The following is a 21,728-nucleotide window of genomic DNA, read 5'->3' as shown; positions in this document are numbered from 1 at the left end:
AATATGGATAGCCTTCGGGGCTTTACGTTTGACAACTTTCAAATAAGGTTTCCAAAGATTACTGCAAATTGCCTTTAATTTTCCAGATCGTCATAAGTTGGAGCTGCTTCTTTGCACTGGTTACATAAACCTCTGGTTCCTTTACGCTCTTTTACTTTGACAGTAATTTTGGTATCAGACAATATAACATTGCCATAGATGAATCCCTTGACAGGGTAGCATTTATTGAGTAGTGTTTTATTATAAGCATTGTTGTTTACTTTTAATTTGTTAATTATATTGTTTATAGAGAACTTATTTTAACAAATTGTAACAGCAATGCTTATTATTGAAATTTAAAAAATATTCCTTTTGGTGAGACTCCCTTTAAATAAAACAATATTTTTTTCTTTTTCTTGGCTTACTTTTACCCATAGATTCTGTAAAAGAGCCTTATTGTTAAATATATTCGATCGCGTTCTTTGTATGATAAAATTCAATAATACAATTTACTTTGTTATCTTATTTGGAATTATTTTGGGAATGGGGGGTTTTACGTTTCATTATGGGGAAGGTGCATCTTACCTTTCGAATGACCCTGCAGCGTGTGCCAATTGCCACATCATGAAGTCACATTTAAACGCTTGGCATAAATCTACCCACCATGCGGTGGCGACTTGTAATGATTGTCACGCACCTCATGACTCACTTTTGAGTAAACTTTATTGTAAAGGACGCAACGGGTTTTTTCACTCCCTGGCTTTTACAATCGGAAACTTTCCTGAACCGCTTCGAATTACAGATTATAACCGATTCATTACAGAAGACGCATGCCGTTCATGTCACGCGGACATTACGTATGCGATTGATACCCATCCAACTATAAATTCGGAAGTAAGGCTTTCTTGCATTCGTTGCCACTCTTCCGTAGGGCATCCACGTTAATCATTAAGAAAAGGAGAATCTTTGTATGAGCACATCGAAACCATCTCGAATTTTACTGATAGTTATTATTTGCCTTTGTTCTGCTTTAGCATTTAGCATCTTGGCCCTTCTTGCCAACATTTTTGAAAAAAAAGTGGAAGGCAAAAATCCTTTTTTTCGGGTAGTTGAATTAACGGATGATACCGAAGACCCCACAATTTGGGGAAAAAACTTTCCCCAACAATATGATGACTATAATCGAACGGTTGATATGATGCGCACCAAATATGGAGGAAGTGAAGGGATACCCCGGGAACCCACGGAAGACGATCCTCGTGATGTGACTTCTTACAGTAAATTAGATATTATTCCTCAATTAAAACTTATGTGGGCGGGTTATGCTTTTGCGAAAGACTTTCGAGAAGAACGTGGGCATGCTTATATGTTGGAAGACCAGCTCTTTACCGGACGCCATATTGTGCCGCAACCCGGAACGTGTATGAATTGTCACGCTTCAGTTTATGTCCCTTTTAAAAAGTTAGGCGATGGCGATATTATCAAGGGATCTGAAAAATTTAACCCTATGCCTTACAAGGAAGCTATGAAACATGTAAAGTATCCGGTATCCTGTATCGATTGTCACGATTCGCAGACCATGGAACTCAGGGTGACGCGTCCAGCTTTTATCGCTGGGATCCGTGAGGTGAAAGCGTTGGAAGGGATTCCAGATTATGATGTAAACACAATGGCAACCCATCAAGAGATGCGCACCTTTGCCTGCGCGCAGTGTCACGTGGAATATTATTTTAAAGGGGATCAAAAGCGTTTGGTTTATCCTTGGTCTAAAGGACTCAAAGTGGAAAATATGCTGGAATACTATGACGAAGTGGGTTTTAAGGATTGGCAACATAAGGAAACCGGGGCTCCAATGTTAAAAGTACAACATCCTGAGTTTGAAATGTGGTCACAGGGGATCCATGCTCAGGCTGGGGTTTCTTGTGCGGATTGCCACATGCCTTACCAAAGGGTTGGTGCTTTGAAGATCAGTGACCACCATGTGCGCAGCCCTTTGCTAAACATCAATAATGCCTGTCAGACCTGTCATAAAGTTTCTGAGGATAACTTACTGAAACGAACGGAAAAGATTCAAGACCGTCATGTTAATTTGGTTCATACCACTTTAGATGCTTTGGTGGATTTGATTTATGATATTAAGAAAGCCAGTAAGAAAGGGGTTTCCGAGGATAAAATAAAAATCGCACAAGATTTTCAACGCAAAGCCAGTTTTTATGTGGATTATGTTGAAGCGGAAAACTCTTCGGGTTTTCACGCAGCCCAAGAAGCCGCCAGAATCTTGGGAGAATCCATTAACTTCTCTCGCCTAGGTCAATTAGCCCTGCGAGAAGATAAAAACTAGCGTGAGCTTATTGTAAAATTGACTTTCGATAAGCAAGAATAACCTGTAGCTGGTTATATTGTGATTGGTTGCAGTTTTTTATTGTTCCATCGCTTTGTGACATATTTTTAGAGAATTTCAAGATAAGGCCTGTTCCACTAGCGACAACAGATAATATCTCTACATCAAAATACAAAGTAATACTATATTATGAAAAGGGTGCAGAATAATTGATTAAGTACTGTATTCTCCTTTTTCTCTTAACTTCAGAAATCTTTGTATTAACAACTTTACCTTCACAAGGAAAATACTCTAATTTTGTAAACACCCAGTTAATCATGTCTAGCGAGTTGCTCCAGTTCCTTGGAATCGACATTCCAAGGTAGTAAATCATTTACTGGTTTTCGATCTCGTAAATAAATTGGCATCTCTTCGAAAACCTTTCGAAGATACCAGTAAGGCTCTAATCCATTAGCCCTTGCAGTTTCAACCAGCGAATACCAAGTTGCAGTTGCCCTTGCACCGGCTTCGCTTTGTGCAAACAACCACACCTTTCTACCCGTCGCAATAGGCCGGATATGACGTTCCGCATTGTTGTTGTCCAGTTGCAGGCGTCCGTCTTCCACGAAAACTGTTAGTTTTGACCATTGGTTGTTAATGTAGGTAAATGCATTCGACAGCAAACCTCAATAGCTAAACGCCTGCACCTGATTTCTATTAATCCAGGAACGGATCTTATCCAAGCAAGACTTAACTACCGGTTCTTACCATTTTTAAATCGTTCGTTGCATCTTAGAAACATTATGGGGGTATTATTGCAGAAAGGAATTAAGAAAAAAAGGGGGTAGGTCTACACTACAACGGGTTTTAGCCTATTTTGGGACTTCTTGAAAAACTGGATCCTTTATTTACATGGACTTACGTTTTGGTAAACTCAAAAATTTTCCAAAATCTCTTAAATTTAGTTATATTGTGGAAACCCACGACCTTTGGTCGTGGTCAGAGAACAAAGGCTTTGCCAAATAAAAAGACTCATTGTTACAATCTGAGTTGAGTTGTCCCCACAACATCAACAAAGGAGTAACAAATGAGTCGATTTCGTAGATTATCGCATGCGTTATGGCATTGTCAATATCATATTCTTTGGACACCGAAGTATCGTTTAAGGATTCTGACAGGTCAAGTTGCAAATGAAGTAAACAGGTGTATAAGGGCTTTTTCAGAGCAAAAAGGTTGTGAAGTTATAGAGCTAAGTATTCAGATTGATCATGTTCACTTGATTGTTGGACGAAGCCGCTATCGCGGAGAACAAAATCGGAAATTTATTATATAATGTAACCTCACACCCTCAACGGGAGGGTGAATCTATTAACAAATAGGAGGTTACAGGTCTATGAAAACATTATCTCAATCCGATTTCAACAAAAATTACCAAACGCATCTAAAGCACCTACGCTTGAAAGGACTCCGGCCAAAAACAATCGAGGCTTATTCACGTGCCATCCGACGGATCGGTGATTATTTTGACAATCAGATACACGATCTATCTGAACAGCAACTACTTGACTATTTTTCCAATCTCCTCAATACCCATTCATGGAGCGCAGTCAAATTAGACCTCTACGGACTAAAGTTTTTCTACACTCATGTGCTTCATAAGCGTTGGGAGCAAGTAAATCTTATTAAACCACCCAAAACGCAACGTTTGCCCGATATTGTCACCATTAATGAAGCCCACCAACTTTTCCAGGTGACGAGAAAACTCAGTTACCGGGCCTTCTACTTTGTTCTTTACAGTCTTGGTCTCCGCCTGGGTGAAGGACTACGTCTTGAGGTTAGCGATGTCGATTCTCAGCGAATGCGGGTGCATATCCGCGATAGCAAAGGCAATAAAGACCGTTTCGTACCCCTGCCAAAGGTAACCCTGAATCTCTTACGCCGTTTTTGGCTTGTTCATCGCAATCCTGTCTTTCTATTTCCAGGCCGTCATGGTGGCTTGAAATCAGCCCACCTGGCAAAAACACCTCTGAATAGAAATGGCGTTCAGGCCACTCTGCGTAAGGTAGCCCGGGAGTGTGGAATTAAAAAAAAATTACACCACACAGTCTGCGACACAGCTACGCAACCCATCTGATTGAGGCGGGTGTTGATCTGCTTGAAGTACAAAAAATCCTCGGCCACCACAGTATTTTAACCACTGCCAAATATACCCACCTGACCTCTCATACAAATCGTAATGCCTTGCAATTAATTAATGATTTGATGAATGGTTTTTCCATAGAATGGGGGAATGTTATATGATATCTCTCTCCTCTATAATTGAGACCTTCATTGCTGACTTTATCACTCTTTATCATGGTTCGATCCTGCCAAGTCAATTCAAAGCCCTGGCAGCCATGAAGGATTGTCGCACTACGCAAAGCCGCGTCATGCTGGTCCAATGTAATGACTGTGAAAAACAGGTTTTTGTACCGCACTCCTGCGGTAACCGCAATTGTCCTCATTGTCAGAGTCATGAGTGTCAGCAGTGGTTGGAGCGTCAACTGAAAAAAGAAGTGCCTGCTGACTATTTTATGCTCACCTTTACTACCTGAATTGGAGAAATAGTTAATAACCATGAATTAATATTTGCATTAATACTGTATATACCGTACTATACGGCTATTTACTAGTTATTAAATAGTTAATACTATGGCTTATACTGTAGAGCAGAAAATAAAAGGTAGGATATACCTCTACAAGGTAGAAAGTTACTGGGATAAAGCAAAAAAGCAATCACGTCAACGAAGAACCTATATCGGTCCAAAACGGAACGTAAATAAGGATAAAACCAAGCAAATCCGTTCCAGTTTGGTCTCAAAAGGACAAGGCAACGTCTTTTTGCTAAGATTTTTATCAGACAAGCTTGGATTGACGGAGATTTTAAAATCTCTCTTTCCTGATAACTATCAAGAGATATTAGCATTAGCATTTTATGAAATTATAGAAGCCTCGGCCTTGTACCTGTTTCCTTATTGGCTTGATGAGCATAATTTGCCGAGAGTTAAAAAGATGTATTCTCCTGACATATCAAAACTGTGTGATATTTTGGGAAGATCGCAATCACAAAGGGTAGAGTTTGTTCAAAAATGGATAGAACATTTAAAGCCAATCAACGGGATATTTTACGATATAACTTCTATTTCCAGCTACTCTACAAACGTTGATTTTATAGAATGGGGTTACAATCGTGATAAAGAGAATCTACCTCAATTAAATATGGGAGTAACATTTTGCCACAATCACTCTTTACCCATTTATTACAATTTATACCCTGGAAGTATTGTAGATGTTACTACCTTAAAGAACTGCGTTGAGTATTTGAAAGTATTCAAGCTAAAAGACATTTTGTTTGTGCTGGATAGAGGTTTCTTTAGTAAAGCAAATGTATTGGAAATGAATAACAGCAAAAGCAAAGTGTCCTTTGTTCAGCCACTGCCTTTTAGCTTAAAAAAAGTAAAGACTTTAATAAAAAAAAATAAACGATTATTGTCAGATCTTTCCAGTGCCTTTAAATTCAATGAAGAGATACTGCATTACCAGCAAAGACCTTTTGAATTTGATGGAAACGAATTTGACGCACATATTTTTTTCAATGAAAAATCTGAAGTAGAACAAAAACATAATTTTTTCTCAGTATTATTCGAATACGAGGAGAAGTTTAAGGATAAAAGTTTTAAAGTGCTTAAGGAATACCTGAAATATAGAAAGTTAAATATTCCAGAAAAATACAGAGATTATTTTAAATGGAATAAAACGACATTGCGGATAGAAAAAAATGCAAAAAAGATAAAATCGTTTATTTATAAAATGGGAAGCTTTGTGTTAATAACAAACAAACAACAAATGGACAAAGCGGAAGTATTAAATCTTTATCGCCAAAAAGATCAGGTTGAAAAAATGTTTGATATTAACCCGGCAATTAAATAGATTGACTATGCAGCATACGCAATTTTTGGATGTTTAAAGTATTTCCTTACTCTGCCCGGAGACTTTTGAAGTTTTCTCAGATGAGATATTGCCTTATTCTTGAGTTGCTCTTTTGTTCTTGCAGGCGTTTTGGAATGTACACCTGCTTTTAAATCACAATTTAAATACTCATCTGGATTTAACTCCGGGGAGTAAGAGGGTAAAAAGAAAACCTCTATTTGCTCTTTATGCTTTTGTCGCCAATTCCTTACAATGTGACTATGATGAACCTTTAAATTATCAAGAACCAGAAATATCTTTCTTGTTGAATCTTTGATAAGGCGTTTCATAAATTTTATAAGAGTACTAGAATTCATTTTATCCTTATATACCATAAATCTTACCTTGCCTTGATTCGTAACTGTAGAAATCAAATTCACCCGTTTGCACCTGGGGTGAAGGCGAATCGCGGGTGTTTGCCCTCGTGGTGCATAGCTTCTGCCGTGATAACTGTCATTACAAAGTCCCGTTTCATCTCCCCAGTGGATTTCTGCTTTTTCTTTTTTAGCTTTTTGTGCAATTGCAGGATACTCTTTATCCAGCCATTCATTAACGGCTTTAGAATTCTGCTTGTAAGCTCTGCGTAATGGCTTTTGAGGCGTAAAACCCCATCGTTTTAAATATTCACCTACAGTTCGTACCGGCATATCAAAGCAACAGAGTTGTTTGATTAACTGCTGAACTGCTTTACGAGTCCACAATGCAAAAGAAAATTTAAGCTGATCAGGACACTTCTCATAAATAATTTTCTGGATTTCTCTTTCTCGCTCCGGGGTCAATGTTCGGCAGTTACCCACTCGTCTACCCCTTCTCTTAATTTGAATAGCTTTAGCACCTTTACGCTGATAAGCTTTACACCATCTGGCAATAGTATTTAGATGAATACCGGTAATCTCTGATATTTCTCTGTAGGTTTTTCCAGACTTTCTGAGTCGAATTGATTGGTTACGTATTTGTTGCTGGGTTTCTGTTGAAAGTTTTCGTGCATCGATATTTTCCATGCAGCAATTATAACATATCCAGAGAAAATTTCAATGTATTTAATTGCCGGGTTAATATATACAAAAATGAAATGAATGGAGATAGGTTGCGAGCACATAGTCAATATAATGTCGATGGCCGTTTATTTATAAAATTTGTTGCGTTGATTATCTATGCAGAAGCATCAAGAGTTATGAAGGAAAAGAAGTTATTTAACAAATACACAGTAAAAGAATTATTTGCTGAACTCAAAAAATTAAAAATCACTCACATAGAGAAAAACGATCCGATTCTCAGCGAATTATCCAAAAGACAAAAAATTATTTTTGATGCTTTCGGCATCCAGGAAGACACATTGCATAGTTATTAACTTTTTTCTCCAATTTAGGTTACTATACCCAAAGAGCTTCGATCATTAGCATGGCAGCATCAACGCTTGCTTTACTCGATAATGATACAGTGTTGTTGGGAAACCGTAAAAACCTTTGTCCAAAATGACAGCGTATTACAAGGAAACGCTGGAGCCATCACTGTTTTGCACACCCACTCTCGCTCTCTCGATTACCACCCGCATATCCATCTGGTAATGCCAGCCGGGGCCATCAATCAGAAGAAAAAGCTTTGGAGCTTCAAAAAAAGCGAAGGAAAGACGCGGTACCTTTTCAATCACAAAGCGCTGGCTAAAGTGTTTCGAGCAAAAATGCTCGATGCCGTGAACAAAGCGGCTCTTACGCTTCCAGTTAATTATCCCAAAACATGGGTCGTCGATTGCAAATTTGTCGGCAACGGTGAAAAGGCACTGGTCTATCTTGGTCGTTATCTCTACAAAGGGGTCATTCAAGAGAAAGATATTATTACGTGCAAAGATGGTCAGGTGACCTTTCGTTACCAGGATAGTAAGAGCAAAAAAATGCTCACAAGAACACTTCCCGGCCCGCAGTTTCTCAGGTTGATTCTCCAGCATGTTCTACCCAAAGGTTTCAGGCGAACACGGAACTTTGGTTTCCTCCACCCTAATAGCAAACGCTTGATTGCATTGCTTCAGTACCTTACCGGTATCAACCCGAATAAGTCGTCAGCCTGGTTCAGAGAGCGTCCAAAGCTTACGTGCAAATGCTGTGGAGGAATAATGAAGATCATAAAAACGATGATACCTCCATCACACAAATCCAGGTCTTTCCCCTACAAGTTAACAAAAGAGGAGGCTGTTCTGGTTATGTAATCGAATCCGCTATGCATCTAAGATTTGCAAAAACGGCATTATCGGGTCGAGATGGCCCCCGTTTGCCCAAATTTGAGGTAAAATGGCCGAAAAACCATGTTCTGTAGCTCCTAAAGCATGACGACAGCAATTGAAAAATCCACTTCTTTGGCTTCATAGCTTCTGCGGTAAAAAAGAGAAGCAATCTTCATAAGATATTTTCTTATACAATGTTTAGCACCCAAACAACGGGCTTGTCCAACAAACGGTTCAGATTGTGGTTCGTCCCTCACACAATCTAACCTTATTCGTTATGGTACCTCCCAAGATTTCGATATCTGATTTTGTTGGCATAGTTAAAGGTAGAACAGCAATTCGAGTACTGAATAAATTTAAGAATTTGAAGCAGAAACCCTATTGGGGTAATCATTTCTGGTCAAGAGGTTACTGTGTTGACACAGTAGGTTTAGATGCGGAAAAGATTCTCAAATATGTGAAGTATCAAGAAAAGAAAGAGAGTCAGGGAGAAGCACAACAGAAATTTAAATTTTAACTTTATCATGGGGGCAACTCAACCTTGCTTCCTTTGGGAGGAAGGCATTTTTATCCCCTTATAGGGGTTACCCCAAAGCCACCTGCTTTGCAGGTGGATTCTTTACTCGCGAATAGCGAAAGTTGGGCTAGCATCGAGGTTGGACAAAATTACGCTGAATAAATACGCAATTTGTAGAAATTACTCATAATGAGCTATAAATGATTATTTTATAAAGCGATAGGTTGTACTAAATATAGAGCCTCCGCATAAACTCGCACGAAAAGCGCTTGATGCAAAAATTTTTTTCAATCGTACTTCAAAATTACGTTAAAAGAAGACAGTATAAAACTGCACAGCACCAACAATGGAGATAATTTGCAAATTTGAAAACACCTCTCCTACGGTTTTTTGTTTTTTACTTTAAAAATCACCAATTTAATTCTGTAACAACAGATGAAAAGCAATCATCGTCTTGTCCAGGTATGCCTGAAACGCAAGATTCCCTCTCTTGCTTAAACGATCATCACCAATATCACACTTCAAGCGCTTTATCATCCGCTCAACTGAAGGACGACGTGTCATTATTGCCTTGAATCTCTTTGCCATTGGAGGATCTTCCGTGTCTATGTGGGGTAATAACCCAAATGATATATTAATCATCCTGCCAGTTAACGAATTGGGACAACACTCTACCTGATGCAAGCATGTTGAACACACCGGTTCACCATCTGTATCCGTTGGCGCATGGTAAATGAATTTTTCTTTTTCATAACGCATTCCTTTGTAATCCATCTCATGGCCACCATTGCATATTACCACACCATACGGCGTTATCTTCTCCATGCCACGCGGCAAACCATCTGTTATTCCATTCTTGCGCCTTGGATTTAAAGATGCCTTTAATTCTAAGCCGAGTTTGTCCATAAACTTATCTTTCAAATCTCTGCTATCACACGCGCTATCATACAACGCTCTTTTAACCGATTCTTCAATCACCGGATATGTATCAAATACCTTTTCTACATGTGGAAAATATGTCTCTCCATCATGTGTCGGTCCATCCAACACTGCTCTTGCATCCAGAGGCACGCCTTGACGTGGAAAACCTACAATACTTGCTTTGTGCCCCCAATACATCTTTGTTATGGATTTCACGATTGTCCCCGCTCCTTCATCTGCCAATACCCAGTCATGTTCACACTTGTCTCTGTCCTGACAGCGACACCTCTTAGTCAGCTTTGATTGCGACTTCTTCTGCTCCTTACCATCTTCGTCCTTATACTTTACTGTCTCAAACCCTGAATATGCATAATAGTGAGTTGTATCTCCTACTACTTCCTTTTCTATTTTAATCGCACCTGTCTCTATGTTCTCAGTTACCAGCGCAATCTTCATCTTATCCCATAGCCCCCACTCACTCATGATCTGGTCAAATTGCTGCAGTTTACGCTCACTTGGTATATGCCTGCTACAATACTCATCCCTTTCCCCCTTCGGTGCAAATCCACATACTCGCACAAAACTCGGATTACTCTTCAATAACATGGACACTTTTTCCGGCTCGCACGGAAATCCCATTAGAGCTGTACCCAAAAAACTTTTTAACAACGCAAAAAAACATTTTGGCCTCTTACCTCCCAATCGAAATGGCACTACCCCGGGAGATATACTCAGGGGACTTACCATCCGCTGCTTTGATTCAGCCGCTACTTCATAAAGCACATCACCTCTCTTCTCCTTGTCAACTTGCATTGTTGCTCTATTAAACAAAAGCTCCTGTCTTGCATCTTCTTTGCTCTGAGATAATACTACTTGCTTTTGGGGTTGATTTTTCAGCCTCTTTCTCTCTTCTCGTTTATTAAATTCATAAAGTGCATCGTAGTACTCAGCACCGAAATTACGGTGTTTCTCCCAGGGAAAATAATATAAAGCCCGAAACCATTCCGCATCTGGTGTATTAAGCAGTACTTTGTCATCTTCGTGAACAGTGTGAATTAGTAGCGGTTTTTGGTTGATTTGAATTTGTGATATTGGTAGCATTCTAGCGTGTCCTTTCTTGTATAGTAGTTTGTGTTATTGTGTGACTTCTATTATACAAGTTGGGCACCGTATTTTGTAATTCTACTATTGGATTTTGTAAATTATTTCACAAAACCCTTTAAAATACGGCTTACTGGCTCGTTGGCACATTATTCTTGTCGCTCCTTTTACAAAATATTGCCTCTAACTCTTTTTATAACTCTTTTACTATCAACATCTTTGTAAGTTTATGCGTCTGCTCTAAAGATTAAAATTGGATAGTTACCGGAGGAAGCTGGGGTAGTACACTCGCTCTTGCATACACCCAACGCAATTCTCGAAGCGTGAAGGAAATAATTATTAGAGGTATTTTGCGGCCCGTGCCTCCGAGACATGCTGGTTTTTTTCTGAAAAAGGAGCAGGTCAAATATGGCCAGATGAATTTGAAAAATTCACCTCTAAATTAAATAAAACAGAAAAAGGCTTATATACCTGTTAAAAAACCATGTATATAAGCCTTTTAAATCAATTAACCCTGCGGGATAATCTGATGTAACGGCTGTCCTTTAATCCTTTTCAGACAATCCTTCAAAGCTTCTTCTACAGAATCACCTAATCCGACGTAATCGGTATTACTACACTCCTTACTAATCAGGCTGGGAACAGCAATGAAAGAACCTTTGGCAGAACCGCCTACAGGTTCTCTGACGTTAATAAAAACTCTCTCTTCATTTCTCTCCAGTTCATATTGATGTATGCGTGATAAAACATCATCTTGATCCAGGATTTCTACTGTATTTTCCATATCGCCTCCTTGTATTCTGATTTATTAAAAGAGTAAATAAACACAATGACGCATTATACTTAATAACAGGAACATCAGCGACTATTTATTTCTACCTATTATATAAAAACACAGCTCAGATGGGTGAAAGCATTTGCCACATGTTTGCTTTAGTAAACAAAACTATTTTGACACATAACAAGCCGTAATCCGTGGCTGGTCCAATTGCCGGAGGAAACCCGAAACAACAATCTGCCGGATGGCTACCCTGACCGTGCAATCCTAACCGTTTAGAACTATTCCGGAAAAATTTCCCATACCGGATCAATTATTATAATAAAAATATATTTTTTTCTGATTGACATGGTACAATACATCTCGATAGTATTTAGTACCGCATGCCTTTAACGTACACTGTTGACCTTAAAGCAAAGTACAATGCGCATTTCTTATGTCTTAATGAGCTTTCACCCTTGATTTTCGTTTCTCAGGTCAAACCATTATTGTGCCATAGGTAACACGGCGGTATACATAGTCAACTATTTACTGCTGTAACATAAAAATAATAACAGATTAAGTACAAATTTATTTATTAGAAAGGAAAACAGAATGAAGATCTATGTAGGAAATATGTCATACGACACCACAGAAGAGGATTTGCATCTGGCCTGCAAAAAATTTGGCAAGGTTATATCCGCTACTATTGTAAAAGACAAGTTTAGTGGCCAGGCAAAAGGATTTGCGTTTGTGGAGATGTCCTCCAAAGCAGAAGGACAGGCGGCAATCGATGGTCTGAATGGCAAAGAGCTGAAAGGAAGAGAACTTAACGTAAATGAGGCCCGTCCTCGCACCGAGAATTTCAGAGGCGGTAACACAGGAGGATATGGCGGAGGTGGAGGTTACGGAGGTCATGGAGGCAGTGATAGTGGCAAAAGAGAATTTGGCGGTAGCAGGAAATCTTACGGCGGCAAAGGAGGGTCAGGCGGTGGCGGCAAAAAAGGATTTAGCGGCGGTGCTGGCAGAGGTGGTGGACGGGGAAGGTAGAGGCGAAAGACACGAATTTCACAGGTTGACACTAAAAACAGAAAAAAGAATTATTTAGCCACACTCTTTCACAGATAAATGCTGATGATAGAAACTATAAAAGAAGAGATGCAGACTAACCGCTCCCCGGACAACAGGTGTTGAGGACAAGCCACCCAAGGCGCCCCTCGGAGCAGCTTCAGGGTCCGACTCAGTCGGGAAAACGCGAAGAGCACAAAGGAAAACAGAAAATATGAGATAAAAGATAATTTCACATACAGACACAGAGTTCACTAAGAAACGACATTTAAAAAAACAAAACAAAAGATAATAGTTTTTCCCTTTGTGTTCTTCGTGTGAGGATTTGCCAGATAACAAATGACTAATTATCAGCTGCAATACTCGCTACACAAGGTTTTACCAACCTTTTAAAATCTTCATAATGCAGAGTGATCAGCTCAAAATCGGAACCCGCATTAAAGACAATTTCAGTCTGTTCGGTGAGCTTTTCATCCACTATGACCTGCATATCATAAAGATTTCCGAAAGGAGGGATAGCGCCAATATGACACCCTGGGAACAAGTCTACGAATTCATGTTCGCTGGCAATTTCAACTTTACTCGCTCCGGCAGCTTTCTGTACGAGAGGAATATCTACCTTGTCGGAAGCAGACAAAACGGCCATCGCCATCTTACCATCTATTTTAACCATCACTGTTTTGGCTAATTTTCTTCCCGGTATGTGCGCGGAAGCGGCTACTTCTTGTGCGGTGTAAGCATGCGAATGAAAAACAGATATATATTTAATGTTATTATTACCAAGAAATTCCTTTAACCTGTTCACCGCCATGACAATCCCCTTATTAAGTTATAATAGAAATTAAGATTCACGGGAAACCAAAAGGTGAAATTAAGAGTTGACCATTTACTGCTTATTTTTAAAATACAATTCCGCTTGTTTGAAAAGTTCATCATATCTTATTTTCCTAATCCGAGCGTTATATTTATCATCAAAATGGAGCAGTATGAAGTCACCAAATTCTGGAGTGTTCAATTTTTCAAATGATGTCTGGGTCGTTGGATCGTGTTTTCGGATTTTAATAAAATCTTTCCAAAAATTATCTTTATTATCATATTTTTTCAATAATACATTGATTTCTGAGACAATTTGATCGGTGCCTTTTTTATGCTGGTATTCACTGTATTCAATATCGGTATGCAATTTTTTTTGGGTATTATGAACAGTCGCAAAAAAATATTTTTTAGCAGCAATTATTTTCCCTTGATCCGTTAAGTTTTTAATTCTATAAATTGCCCCGCCCAATAAAATTTCAAACAAAACAGATATAATCAAGGTTGGGGGAGCAAGTACTCCGATTTTCAAAAATACGGCTTCTAAAGCCTCCAAACCCAGCACGGTAAACCCTATATATTTCAAAAGACTTCTGTTTTCAATTTTTTCCAGGTAACTATCTTTGATTTGCCTGTATTCAGAATATGCTGGCAAAATATCCTTAAATATTCGATTTTTTAATAGTTCAATTTCACTGTCCTTAAATTCACCATTTACCATCTCTTTTACTTTGGATTTTTGCTCGAAATACTCATCTGTTCTCTTCTCTATGCTCTCTTTAGGTGGATAGTACCTTTGGAATAAAATCTCATTTTCAAAAATCATAAACAGATCGTCTGCTATCCTTTCCAGGGATAAATCGCAATGCATTTTGTTATTTTCAGGGTTTTTTTCCATTAGAGTTAAACTAAGATATTGGAAAGATTTCAGGGTTATATCTTTGATATTGAACGGTTTTACCTGGAGTATATGCTCTATTGATTAATGATAACTTGTGTAAATAGGAAAGTTTTTTTCTCTAATATCCCTATGTGTGTTTCTCCATTGCTTGATATGGCCCCATTCACTCTCAATCAGCTCCCAGATAACCTCCCTGAGTCTTGTATTTGTGCACCTCTCTTCAAGCTCAAGGTATCTCCTGAGACTAGACTTCTCTTCCTTAATTGACAGTTCCAATGCCACGAGTGCATCAGTATCTTTTTCTATTTTTGCTGCATGTCCTTGATCTTGATTTTTTAACTGCGGTTTTTCATTAACTAATCTGAAGTATTCGTTTTCAAGCTTTTCTACATGTATTTTTTCTTCCCCTGCCATATGTTGAAAAGCGTGCGATCCATCAATTATCTCTGTTTTACCAATTGCGTTTTTATAAAAATCATAAGCGGCATTCTCTGCTTTAAGTGCTGTTTCTATCACACCAAGATCGTCCTTTGTAAATGTATGTATTGGTTTACCTGGTACATTTGGAACAAAGCTTTTACCGGTAATATTTTTATAAATTTCATCCCAATACCCAAGGTGTTTCATTTCATCATTGAGTAGCTTTTCTAAAGTATATTCTGCTTCAGTCCCTTTGTACTTTTGCAGATAGTCACTGTACATCTTAATACTTGCCAACTCATCTGTTATGGCTAAATCAAGTGCTACTGTAGCGTCTGCATCGAGACTTGGTAATGCTATACCTCCGTATTCATGAGGATCATATTTAAACTCTTCATTTCCTCCCAGCAGCTTATATTCCTCTTTTAACATTATTAAATGTGTTTCTTCTTCCAGCATCATTTCCTGGAAGGCGTGCATACCGCTTATAATATTAACAGAAACTGATGATCTTGAATAAAATTCGTATGTAACCAATTCTGAAATAATTGCAGATTTTATGTCTTTCAGCAAAGGGTTCTGTTCTTCAGCGACTCCCATGTCCTATCCTCCAAATCAGGTTAATTACTTTTGTAGACTACTTGATGGTATTACAGCAATCAGAGAAATTCAAGTTTTTTTATTGAGAAAACATCTTTATATGTTCTTCTTTTTTTTACATATATATCCTTAAAACATATGAAAAAATTTTGTATTATATGTGTAAAAGGTGTATATTGGTTTTGTTATTCGTTTGTAAGAGCGTAATACTTAAGAAAAAGATTGTTAAGCTAATTTACCTTGTAACTATTGAGCTCTTACATTTGCATGAAAATCTTCCACTCTATGGAACAGTGAAATGGAAACGCAAAACAGAGAAAATGACACGTATGTCTCAACCGAGAAATTAGACAGAAAGTGGATAGACGTAAATATACCCTGTAGCGCTGCCTGCCCCGCCATGACAGATATTCCGGGTTACATCCAGGCTATCAAGGATGGTGATTACAAAGCCGCATATCATATCAATCGAAAGGAAAATATATTACCAGGCGTATTGGGACGTGTTTGTGACCGCCCTTGTGAGCCTGCCTGTCGACACGGTTGGGATGGACTTGGCGATTCCGTGTCAATATGCTTTCTTAAGCGCGCGGCGGCTGATTATGGAATGGGACCGGTAAATCCGGAAATTAAATCTAACGGCAAAAAGGTTTGCGTAATCGGAGCCGGCCCGGCCGGATTAACCGCGGCCAATGATCTGGCCTTAAAGGGATACCAGGTAACTATACTGGAACAATTCGACCAGCCCGGTGGAATGTTGCGTTACGGCATTCCTCAATTCCGGCTGCCGTATGATGTGGTAGCCGAAGATGTAAAATCGATTACCGATCTGGGTGTAACGATCATTACCAATGTCCGGGTTGAAGATGTCAGGGATATTGAAAAACTGAGAAAAGATTATGACGCGGTTATACTGGCAGGTGGATGCGCAAATCCAAAACAGACCAGGATTCCCGGTATTGACAGCAAGGGTGTATATTGGGGTCTTGATTTCCTGATAGCCGCAAACAGGGAAGAGTTAGATATACCGTTAGAAAGGGTCGTCGTAATCGGTGGTGGATTTACTGCCGTGGATTGTACTCGTATGTCCTACCGGCTGGAAGCAAAAAATATTACGTTAGCTTACCGCCGTACGAAAGATGATATGTATGTCGGCGCACATGAACTTGAAGTCATGGAGGCAGAAGGAATTGACACACTATTTTTAGCTTCACCGGTAAGCATGATCTCCAATGATGAAGGAATAGTAACAGGCATACAATTCATTCACAATTCTATTAACGAAGACCGTTCAATAACTCCAATAGAAGGGTCTGAATTTGTCGTGGAAGCTGATACCGTTATATTTGCCGTTGGACAGGAAGCCGATGAAAAAATTGTGGAAACTGAAACGGTTGAACTGAAGCATGGTTTTTCCATAGCCGGTGATTTCAGGAACGGTTCTTCTACGGTTATCGAAGCTGTGGCAGATGGACGTAAGGTCGCCAGGGAAGTTCATATAAAGCTATCGGGCATAAAAGGTTTTCAAGACACTATCCATATTAGTGAGGTAAAAGATACCGGAAGAAAACGGGATTATGATTTTATTCCTGTCCAACCCATGGATACAACTCCCATGCGTGACAGAAAAATTAAAAACAGAGAAGTAGAAACCGGATATTCAAAAGAAAAATCTATTACTGAAGCTAAACGGTGTTATCTCTGCCATTATAATTACCAGATAGACATCAGCCGCTGCATCTACTGTCTGGCCTGCATCGATGTGATGCCGGTAGATTGTATCAAGATGGCAAAGGACATAGAGGTTACCAAAGACGGTAATTTAAATTATGTAGAAACAAAAAAATGGAGTGAAGTAGAGGCCATAACTATAGATAACGATAAATGCATCCGATGCGGAAACTGTGTCCGTGCATGCCCGGTGGATTGCATTTCCATCTCCAAATACAAGCTTGAAACGATAGAAAAGAAATAATACTATATCTTAATAAATAACACGAAAGAGTTGAAGTAAATGAAACATGTTATTATTGGTGCAGGAGTAGCTGGGATCACCGCCGCCAGGACTATCAAGGAGCTGGACAGGGAAGCTGAAGTAGTGGTTATCGGTGATGAATTGTTTTTACCCTACAAGCGCTATTTGTTATCAGAATTTCTGAGTAATTCTATCAAAAGAGACGAACTACTCTTCTGCTCTGTAAGAATGCTAAAAGAGTTGGGAATTAAACTTCGTAAAGGTACCTGGGTAAAAGCCATTGAATCTTCGAAAAAAATGATTAAACTCCTTCATAACGAAGTTGTGCATTACGATAAACTCCTCATTGCTACCGGCGGCAGTCCTACTCTGGGACTTGTGTTACAACCACACAAGAAACACATTCACTTCTATTATTCGCTATACGATACACTGGTATTAAAAGAAAAGTTACCTGAAATCCAGAAGTGCATTGTTTTTGGAGATGGCGTAAGCTGCCTTGATTTGATCTGTATGTTGCGCAACCTGGGAAAGCAGGTTACTTATATCACTAAAGGCGAACGGGCAACATTTGCCCTGGATGAATATGATTTTGAGGGAGAATTGCAAGAGTTTCTGGAAGAGAAGGGGATAGAAATCATAACAGAGGACCAGATTGTTTCTATAGAAGAGACAGATCACGGTTACAAGGTCGAAACAATACAGCAAAAGATGTTAACGACTGATATTGTCTTTGCCTGGGATTATTATAAACCAAATATCTCATGTATAGAAGGTTCTGCCATAGAAAAAAAACTGGGTATTTTAGTGAACGTAAACCTTGAAACATCTGAAAAAGGTATCTACGCGGCTGGAGATTGTGTTGAGATTTATCATCCCGGCATCAAAGATTACTGGATTAATTTTGGAATGCCTAACGCATTAGAACAGGGGAAAATTGCCGGTAAGAATATGTTGGGACAACATGAGGAATACAAAATTCAGGAAGCAATTGTTTTCAATCTTATGGGACAATCACTGAAAGCAAGGTGGTGGAAATGAAATATTCCGAAATCACAATTCGCTTCTGTGGAATAGCGGGTGACGGCATAGTAGCTTCAGGAAAGATTTTAGCGGGTGCATGCGCCAAAATAGGTTTGCATGTAATGGTAAATAATATCTACAGTGCTGAAATTAGAGGCCTTGGTAAATCTTCCGCAACAATCAGATTTTCAACATCAAAGCTGTATAGCATGGGTGATGGTCTAGACCTGCTTGTAGGAATGGCGAGTAAAGAATCTATTATTGACCTGCGTGATGTAAAGGCGCGAGGTAATGTAATTTATGACACCAGCACGATCGGGGATATAGTGGAAGAAGATAGTCTGGTGTCACATATCACACCGGAAATACAAGGACATGGTCTGCCCATTACGAAACTGGCAAATAAAGCATCAGGTACAAATCAAGGGAAAAACCTGGTTGCAATTGGAGCAATATGTTATTTCTATTCATTGCCTCCTGAGATGTTTGTAGATCAGATAAAAGGTTTATTCACCCGAAAGGGCGAGCGGGTAGTAAAGATAAATATTAACGCCTTCCATTTAGGTTATGAATATTTCAAAGAAAATTATCCTCTCAATAACCAGTTTGAGATTGACAAAAGATCAAACCCCAGGAAACTGACAAGTGGCAACGATGCGATTGCCAAGGGTGCAATAGATTGCGGTTTGAAATTCTTTGCGGGATATCCCATTACGCCGGCAACAAAAATCATGGAGATCGCGGCAAAGGAATTGCCGAAGCTGGGTGGGTGGACCCTCCAGATGGAGGACGAAATTGCGGCTATCGGAGCGGTATTGGGAGCCTGGTTTGCCGGAAAGCGCGCAATGACTGCAACTTCCGGTCCCGGCCTTTCACTGATGAGTGAAATGATTAATCTTTCGGTAATGGCTGAAATCCCGACAGTCATTGTTAATGTTCAACGTGGCGGCCCTTCTACAGGGCTGCCCACTAAAGTTGAGCAGGGAGATCTTAATATTGCCCTTTATGGCGGCGCCGGTGATTCTCCCAGGGTGGTAATGGCGCCCACTGATACTGAAGAGTGCTACAGTGGCATTCAACTGGCTTTTGACATTGCCGAAAAATACCAGACGCCGGTAATTTTTCTCAGTGACCTGTTCCTGGGACAGCGTACAGAAACCGTTACGATCAATGACAATATTGACCGGGATAGATGTACCAGAAAGAAACCGACAGCAGAACAATTAAAAAATTTCCTACGCTATCAAATTACTGACGATGGCGTTTCTCCTCTTATCGTTCCCGGAGAACCGGGAGCTGTCTACTCTACTACCGGACTGGAACATTCAGCAAAAGGAAATCCCAACTACGAATCTGAAGTTCACAGCATGATGACGGCTAAACGATTTCGTAAATTTGATTCTATGGTAGCAGACCTTCCTACGGCAGACATCCTCGGGGATGAAACTGCCGAAATTGGAATTGCTGGTTGGGGATCAACGATTGGTTCAATCCTTGAAGGGATGGAAATAGTAAAAAAACAGGGAGTTAAGACAAAACTGATAAAATCCATTATGATTCATCCACAGCATGAAGATTCCTTTCGGAAATTCTTTGACTCTTGTAAGAAGATTATTATACCGGAGATGAATTACCAGGGACAGTATGCAGCTTTGTTAAAATCACGCTACGGTATAAAACCAATCGAGATACACATACCTGCTGTCAACCCGGTAAGCCCTTTAAAAATCGCCCAAAAGATTATGGAGACCAATAGTGAGCTTTCTCAGTAAACAGACCGTTTTAGATGAATTAAAAAAAGCAAAGGCGTCCAAAATAAAAGAGTGGAGAGACAATCTTCCCACATGGTGTCCCGGATGTGGACACTTTACCGGGCTTCACGGTCTCTACGAAGCAGCTGAAAGATTGAAAATTCCATCTAAAGATTTTGTAGTAGTTTCCGGAATTGGTTGCTCCGGCAGATTTCCCTTTTTCATTAAAGGCTTTGGATTACACGGGTTGCACGGCAGAGCAATTCCAATAGCTACTGGAATTAAAATCGCCAATCCGGATTTAACCGTTGTAGTCGTTGGTGGAGATGGAGACGGTGTTGGAATAGGAGGAGGTCATTTCCCCCATGCCGCGAGGAGCAATTTTAATCTTACTTACATATTATTGGATAACAGCATTTACGGCCTTACCAAAGGGCAGATATCTCCCACTTCACCAATGGGTATGAAGAGCGGCACGTCTCCCTATGGAAATATTGCACGCCCACTAAATCCCACCACCCTCTCACTGGCATACGGAGCAACTTTTGTGGCAAGAACCTTCTCCAGAGAACGGGATATGGTTTCTGAATTAATTACCAAAGCAATCCAGCATAAAGGATTTTCATTTATTCACGATCTGTCACCCTGTGTCGTATTTAATAAAGATGTTACATATGATAGCTGGAATGCTGCGGCGGCAAAGCTTCCTGAAGAGCATGATATTCTGGATCGTTCAAGAGCTATGTCGCTGGCAGAAAGCACTGATCCAATTTACCAGGGACTTTTCTTCAGGGAGGAAGTTCCAACGTTTGATGATCATGTACAGAAGGTTAAAGACGGATTAAATCAACCAGCTTGAAAAAGTAAAACAACTGCAGAGGAAACAGACCCCTACAGTTTTATATACATTCCAATTACAGCAACCAATAGACTAGTTTCACCCCTGGTCATGATTTTGCTAATACGTCTCGAATCCGCGTAATACATGCTATTGCATTAGGTAGACCGATTGTCGTAATGGCAAGTCTTCCTATGACGCCTGTCGTTCGCAAAAACATAACACTTAGTCTTATATTCATAATAATTTTTCAGGACTAGCCCGACAAAATGCCTCGAATTGCGAAAGCCGGGATAACAGACACAAGATTAGACACTTATGAATAATGTAAAAAATGCCCCTTTTTCGAATGGGGTTCAAGAGGAATAACAACAAACTAAATTTCACCAATGTTGTCGACGGTTTTGATGTGTTTAAAATGATATGTGTTCAGACTGTATACTTTTTGTATACCTCAGTTTCAATTAATAGGTGTGAAATAGAGATTTTAGATGAGTTATTTTCATTTTTCATTTCCA

17 protein-coding genes and 5 pseudogenes are annotated in these 21,728 nt (G+C 39.5%); 14 read left to right on the top strand and 8 right to left on the bottom strand.

Features of this window, described 5'->3' with window-relative positions; translation table 11 throughout:
* Positions 1-465 precede the first annotated feature (465 nt).
* Positions 466-924, top strand: a complete 459-nt coding sequence (gene nrfH, locus SCALIN_RS21520; RefSeq protein WP_096896482.1) for a cytochrome c nitrite reductase small subunit — start codon at positions 466-468, stop codon at positions 922-924.
* Positions 925-949: 25 nt separating this feature from the next.
* A complete protein-coding gene (locus SCALIN_RS21515) occupies positions 950-2,320 on the top strand; it encodes an ammonia-forming cytochrome c nitrite reductase subunit c552 (protein ID WP_096896481.1) in 1,371 nt (456 codons plus the stop codon).
* Positions 2,321-2,631: 311 nt separating this feature from the next.
* Here the strand turns inward: SCALIN_RS21515 and SCALIN_RS21510 are convergent, their stop codons facing one another.
* Positions 2,632-2,982 (bottom strand): IS66 family transposase, encoded by a 351-nt coding sequence (locus tag SCALIN_RS21510; RefSeq protein ID WP_096896480.1) that lies wholly within the window; start codon positions 2,980-2,982, stop codon positions 2,632-2,634.
* Between the two features lie 404 nt (positions 2,983-3,386).
* On the opposite strand from SCALIN_RS21510, the pseudogene tnpA (SCALIN_RS21505) reads away from it, so the two are divergent.
* The 4 genes and pseudogenes from tnpA (SCALIN_RS21505) to SCALIN_RS21485 all read left to right on the top strand — a co-directional run.
* Positions 3,387-3,584: pseudogene (gene tnpA, locus SCALIN_RS21505) on the top strand (IS200/IS605 family transposase); the annotation flags it as partial.
* Positions 3,585-3,692: 108 nt separating this feature from the next.
* A pseudogene (locus SCALIN_RS21500) lies at positions 3,693-4,600 on the top strand (tyrosine-type recombinase/integrase).
* Positions 4,597-4,887 (top strand): annotated as a pseudogene (locus SCALIN_RS21490) (transposase zinc-binding domain-containing protein); the annotation flags it as partial. The pseudogenes SCALIN_RS21500 and SCALIN_RS21490, both read left to right, overlap by 4 nt.
* 103 nt (positions 4,888-4,990) lie before the next feature.
* Complete coding sequence (locus SCALIN_RS21485; RefSeq protein WP_096896479.1) at positions 4,991-6,268, top strand: IS1634 family transposase; 1,278 nt, start codon at positions 4,991-4,993, stop codon at positions 6,266-6,268.
* A gap of 5 nt (positions 6,269-6,273) precedes the next feature.
* On the opposite strand, the gene SCALIN_RS21480 is transcribed toward SCALIN_RS21485, so the two are convergent.
* Positions 6,274-7,308, bottom strand: coding sequence for an IS630 family transposase (locus SCALIN_RS21480; RefSeq protein WP_096893873.1), 1,035 nt, complete (start codon positions 7,306-7,308; stop codon positions 6,274-6,276).
* Positions 7,309-7,379: 71 nt separating this feature from the next.
* Here SCALIN_RS21480 and SCALIN_RS21475 point away from each other — a divergent pair, with 71 nt between their 5' ends.
* Both SCALIN_RS21475 and SCALIN_RS21470 read left to right on the top strand, forming a co-directional pair.
* On the top strand, positions 7,380-7,658 hold the full coding sequence (locus SCALIN_RS21475; RefSeq protein WP_133112152.1) for a hypothetical protein: 279 nt from the start codon (positions 7,380-7,382) through the stop codon (positions 7,656-7,658).
* Positions 7,659-7,679: 21 nt separating this feature from the next.
* Positions 7,680-8,510 (top strand): annotated as a pseudogene (locus tag SCALIN_RS21470) (IS91 family transposase); the annotation flags it as partial.
* A 110-nt stretch (positions 8,511-8,620) separates the two neighbouring features.
* Here SCALIN_RS21470 and SCALIN_RS22510 read toward each other — a convergent pair.
* Positions 8,621-8,782 (bottom strand): hypothetical protein, encoded by a 162-nt coding sequence (locus SCALIN_RS22510; protein ID WP_162532133.1) that lies wholly within the window; start codon positions 8,780-8,782, stop codon positions 8,621-8,623.
* Here SCALIN_RS22510 and tnpA (SCALIN_RS21465) point away from each other — a divergent pair.
* Positions 8,752-9,042, top strand: a pseudogene (gene tnpA / locus SCALIN_RS21465) (IS200/IS605 family transposase); the annotation flags it as partial. The gene SCALIN_RS22510 and the pseudogene tnpA (SCALIN_RS21465) sit on opposite strands and share 31 nt — an antisense overlap.
* 417 nt (positions 9,043-9,459) lie before the next feature.
* Here the strand turns inward: tnpA (SCALIN_RS21465) and SCALIN_RS21460 are convergent.
* Both SCALIN_RS21460 and SCALIN_RS21455 read right to left on the bottom strand, forming a co-directional pair.
* Entirely contained in the window at positions 9,460-11,064 is a 1,605-nt protein-coding gene (locus tag SCALIN_RS21460; protein ID WP_096892262.1) for a hypothetical protein, read from the bottom strand.
* 508 nt (positions 11,065-11,572) lie between these two features.
* A complete protein-coding gene (locus tag SCALIN_RS21455) occupies positions 11,573-11,848 on the bottom strand; it encodes a hypothetical protein (protein WP_096896477.1) in 276 nt (91 codons plus the stop codon).
* 588 nt (positions 11,849-12,436) lie between these two features.
* Between SCALIN_RS21455 and SCALIN_RS21450 the strand changes: the two genes are divergently transcribed.
* A complete protein-coding gene (locus SCALIN_RS21450; RefSeq protein ID WP_096896476.1) occupies positions 12,437-12,871 on the top strand; it encodes an RNA recognition motif domain-containing protein in 435 nt (144 codons plus the stop codon).
* A gap of 361 nt (positions 12,872-13,232) precedes the next feature.
* On the opposite strand, the gene SCALIN_RS21445 is transcribed toward SCALIN_RS21450, so the two are convergent.
* From SCALIN_RS21445 to SCALIN_RS21435, 3 genes are all read right to left on the bottom strand, one after another.
* Positions 13,233-13,700 carry an aminoacyl-tRNA deacylase gene (locus tag SCALIN_RS21445; RefSeq protein WP_096896475.1) on the bottom strand — a complete coding sequence of 156 codons (468 nt, stop codon included), beginning with the start codon at positions 13,698-13,700 and terminating at the stop codon, positions 13,233-13,235.
* A 75-nt stretch (positions 13,701-13,775) separates the two neighbouring features.
* Positions 13,776-14,528: a hypothetical protein gene (locus SCALIN_RS21440; RefSeq protein WP_133112150.1), complete on the bottom strand. Its 753-nt coding sequence runs from the start codon at positions 14,526-14,528 to the stop codon at positions 13,776-13,778.
* 156 nt (positions 14,529-14,684) lie between these two features.
* Positions 14,685-15,623 carry a ferritin family protein gene (locus SCALIN_RS21435; RefSeq protein WP_096896473.1) on the bottom strand — a complete coding sequence of 313 codons (939 nt, stop codon included), beginning with the start codon at positions 15,621-15,623 and terminating at the stop codon, positions 14,685-14,687.
* Positions 15,624-15,921: 298 nt separating this feature from the next.
* Here SCALIN_RS21435 and SCALIN_RS21430 point away from each other — a divergent pair, with 298 nt between their 5' ends.
* The 4 genes from SCALIN_RS21430 to SCALIN_RS21415 are packed head-to-tail and all read left to right on the top strand — an operon-like array spanning position 15,922 to position 21,231.
* A complete protein-coding gene (locus SCALIN_RS21430) occupies positions 15,922-17,598 on the top strand; it encodes an FAD-dependent oxidoreductase (RefSeq protein WP_096896472.1) in 1,677 nt (558 codons plus the stop codon).
* Between the two features lie 39 nt (positions 17,599-17,637).
* Positions 17,638-18,639 carry an NAD(P)/FAD-dependent oxidoreductase gene (locus SCALIN_RS21425; protein WP_096896471.1) on the top strand — a complete coding sequence of 334 codons (1,002 nt, stop codon included), beginning with the start codon at positions 17,638-17,640 and terminating at the stop codon, positions 18,637-18,639.
* Positions 18,636-20,393, top strand: a complete 1,758-nt coding sequence (locus SCALIN_RS21420) for a 2-oxoacid:acceptor oxidoreductase subunit alpha (protein WP_096896470.1) — start codon at positions 18,636-18,638, stop codon at positions 20,391-20,393. The genes SCALIN_RS21425 and SCALIN_RS21420 overlap by 4 nt, the downstream gene beginning before the upstream one ends.
* Positions 20,377-21,231: a thiamine pyrophosphate-dependent enzyme gene (locus tag SCALIN_RS21415; protein ID WP_162532467.1), complete on the top strand. Its 855-nt coding sequence runs from the start codon at positions 20,377-20,379 to the stop codon at positions 21,229-21,231. Before SCALIN_RS21420 ends, SCALIN_RS21415 begins: the two co-directional genes overlap by 17 nt.
* The last annotated feature ends 497 nt before the right edge of the window (positions 21,232-21,728 follow it).

The organism is Candidatus Scalindua japonica (genome assembly GCF_002443295.1).
Lineage (GTDB): Bacteria > Planctomycetota > Brocadiia > Brocadiales > Scalinduaceae > Scalindua > Scalindua japonica.
The sequence above is the reverse complement of the archived record's forward strand: the minus strand, read 5'-3'. Positions and strand labels throughout refer to the sequence as shown.

Excerpts from the sequence above, each read along its gene's own strand:
- nrfH (WP_096896482.1), top strand. The coding sequence starts at position 466 with ATGATAAAATTCAATAATACAATTTACTTTGTTATCTTATTTGGAATT.
- SCALIN_RS21515 (WP_096896481.1), top strand. The coding sequence starts at position 950 with ATGAGCACATCGAAACCATCTCGAATTTTACTGATAGTTATTATTTGC.
- SCALIN_RS21485 (WP_096896479.1), top strand. The coding sequence starts at position 4,991 with ATGGCTTATACTGTAGAGCAGAAAATAAAAGGTAGGATATACCTCTAC.
- SCALIN_RS21480 (WP_096893873.1), bottom strand. The coding sequence starts at position 7,308 with ATGGAAAATATCGATGCACGAAAACTTTCAACAGAAACCCAGCAACAA.
- SCALIN_RS21475 (WP_133112152.1), top strand. The coding sequence starts at position 7,380 with ATGAATGGAGATAGGTTGCGAGCACATAGTCAATATAATGTCGATGGC.
- SCALIN_RS21460 (WP_096892262.1), bottom strand. The coding sequence starts at position 11,064 with ATGCTACCAATATCACAAATTCAAATCAACCAAAAACCGCTACTAATT.
- SCALIN_RS21455 (WP_096896477.1), bottom strand. The coding sequence starts at position 11,848 with ATGGAAAATACAGTAGAAATCCTGGATCAAGATGATGTTTTATCACGC.
- SCALIN_RS21450 (WP_096896476.1), top strand. The coding sequence starts at position 12,437 with ATGAAGATCTATGTAGGAAATATGTCATACGACACCACAGAAGAGGAT.
- SCALIN_RS21445 (WP_096896475.1), bottom strand. The coding sequence starts at position 13,700 with ATGGCGGTGAACAGGTTAAAGGAATTTCTTGGTAATAATAACATTAAA.
- SCALIN_RS21440 (WP_133112150.1), bottom strand. The coding sequence starts at position 14,528 with ATGATTTTTGAAAATGAGATTTTATTCCAAAGGTACTATCCACCTAAA.
- SCALIN_RS21435 (WP_096896473.1), bottom strand. The coding sequence starts at position 15,623 with ATGGGAGTCGCTGAAGAACAGAACCCTTTGCTGAAAGACATAAAATCT.
- SCALIN_RS21430 (WP_096896472.1), top strand. The coding sequence starts at position 15,922 with ATGGAAACGCAAAACAGAGAAAATGACACGTATGTCTCAACCGAGAAA.
- SCALIN_RS21425 (WP_096896471.1), top strand. The coding sequence starts at position 17,638 with ATGAAACATGTTATTATTGGTGCAGGAGTAGCTGGGATCACCGCCGCC.
- SCALIN_RS21420 (WP_096896470.1), top strand. The coding sequence starts at position 18,636 with ATGAAATATTCCGAAATCACAATTCGCTTCTGTGGAATAGCGGGTGAC.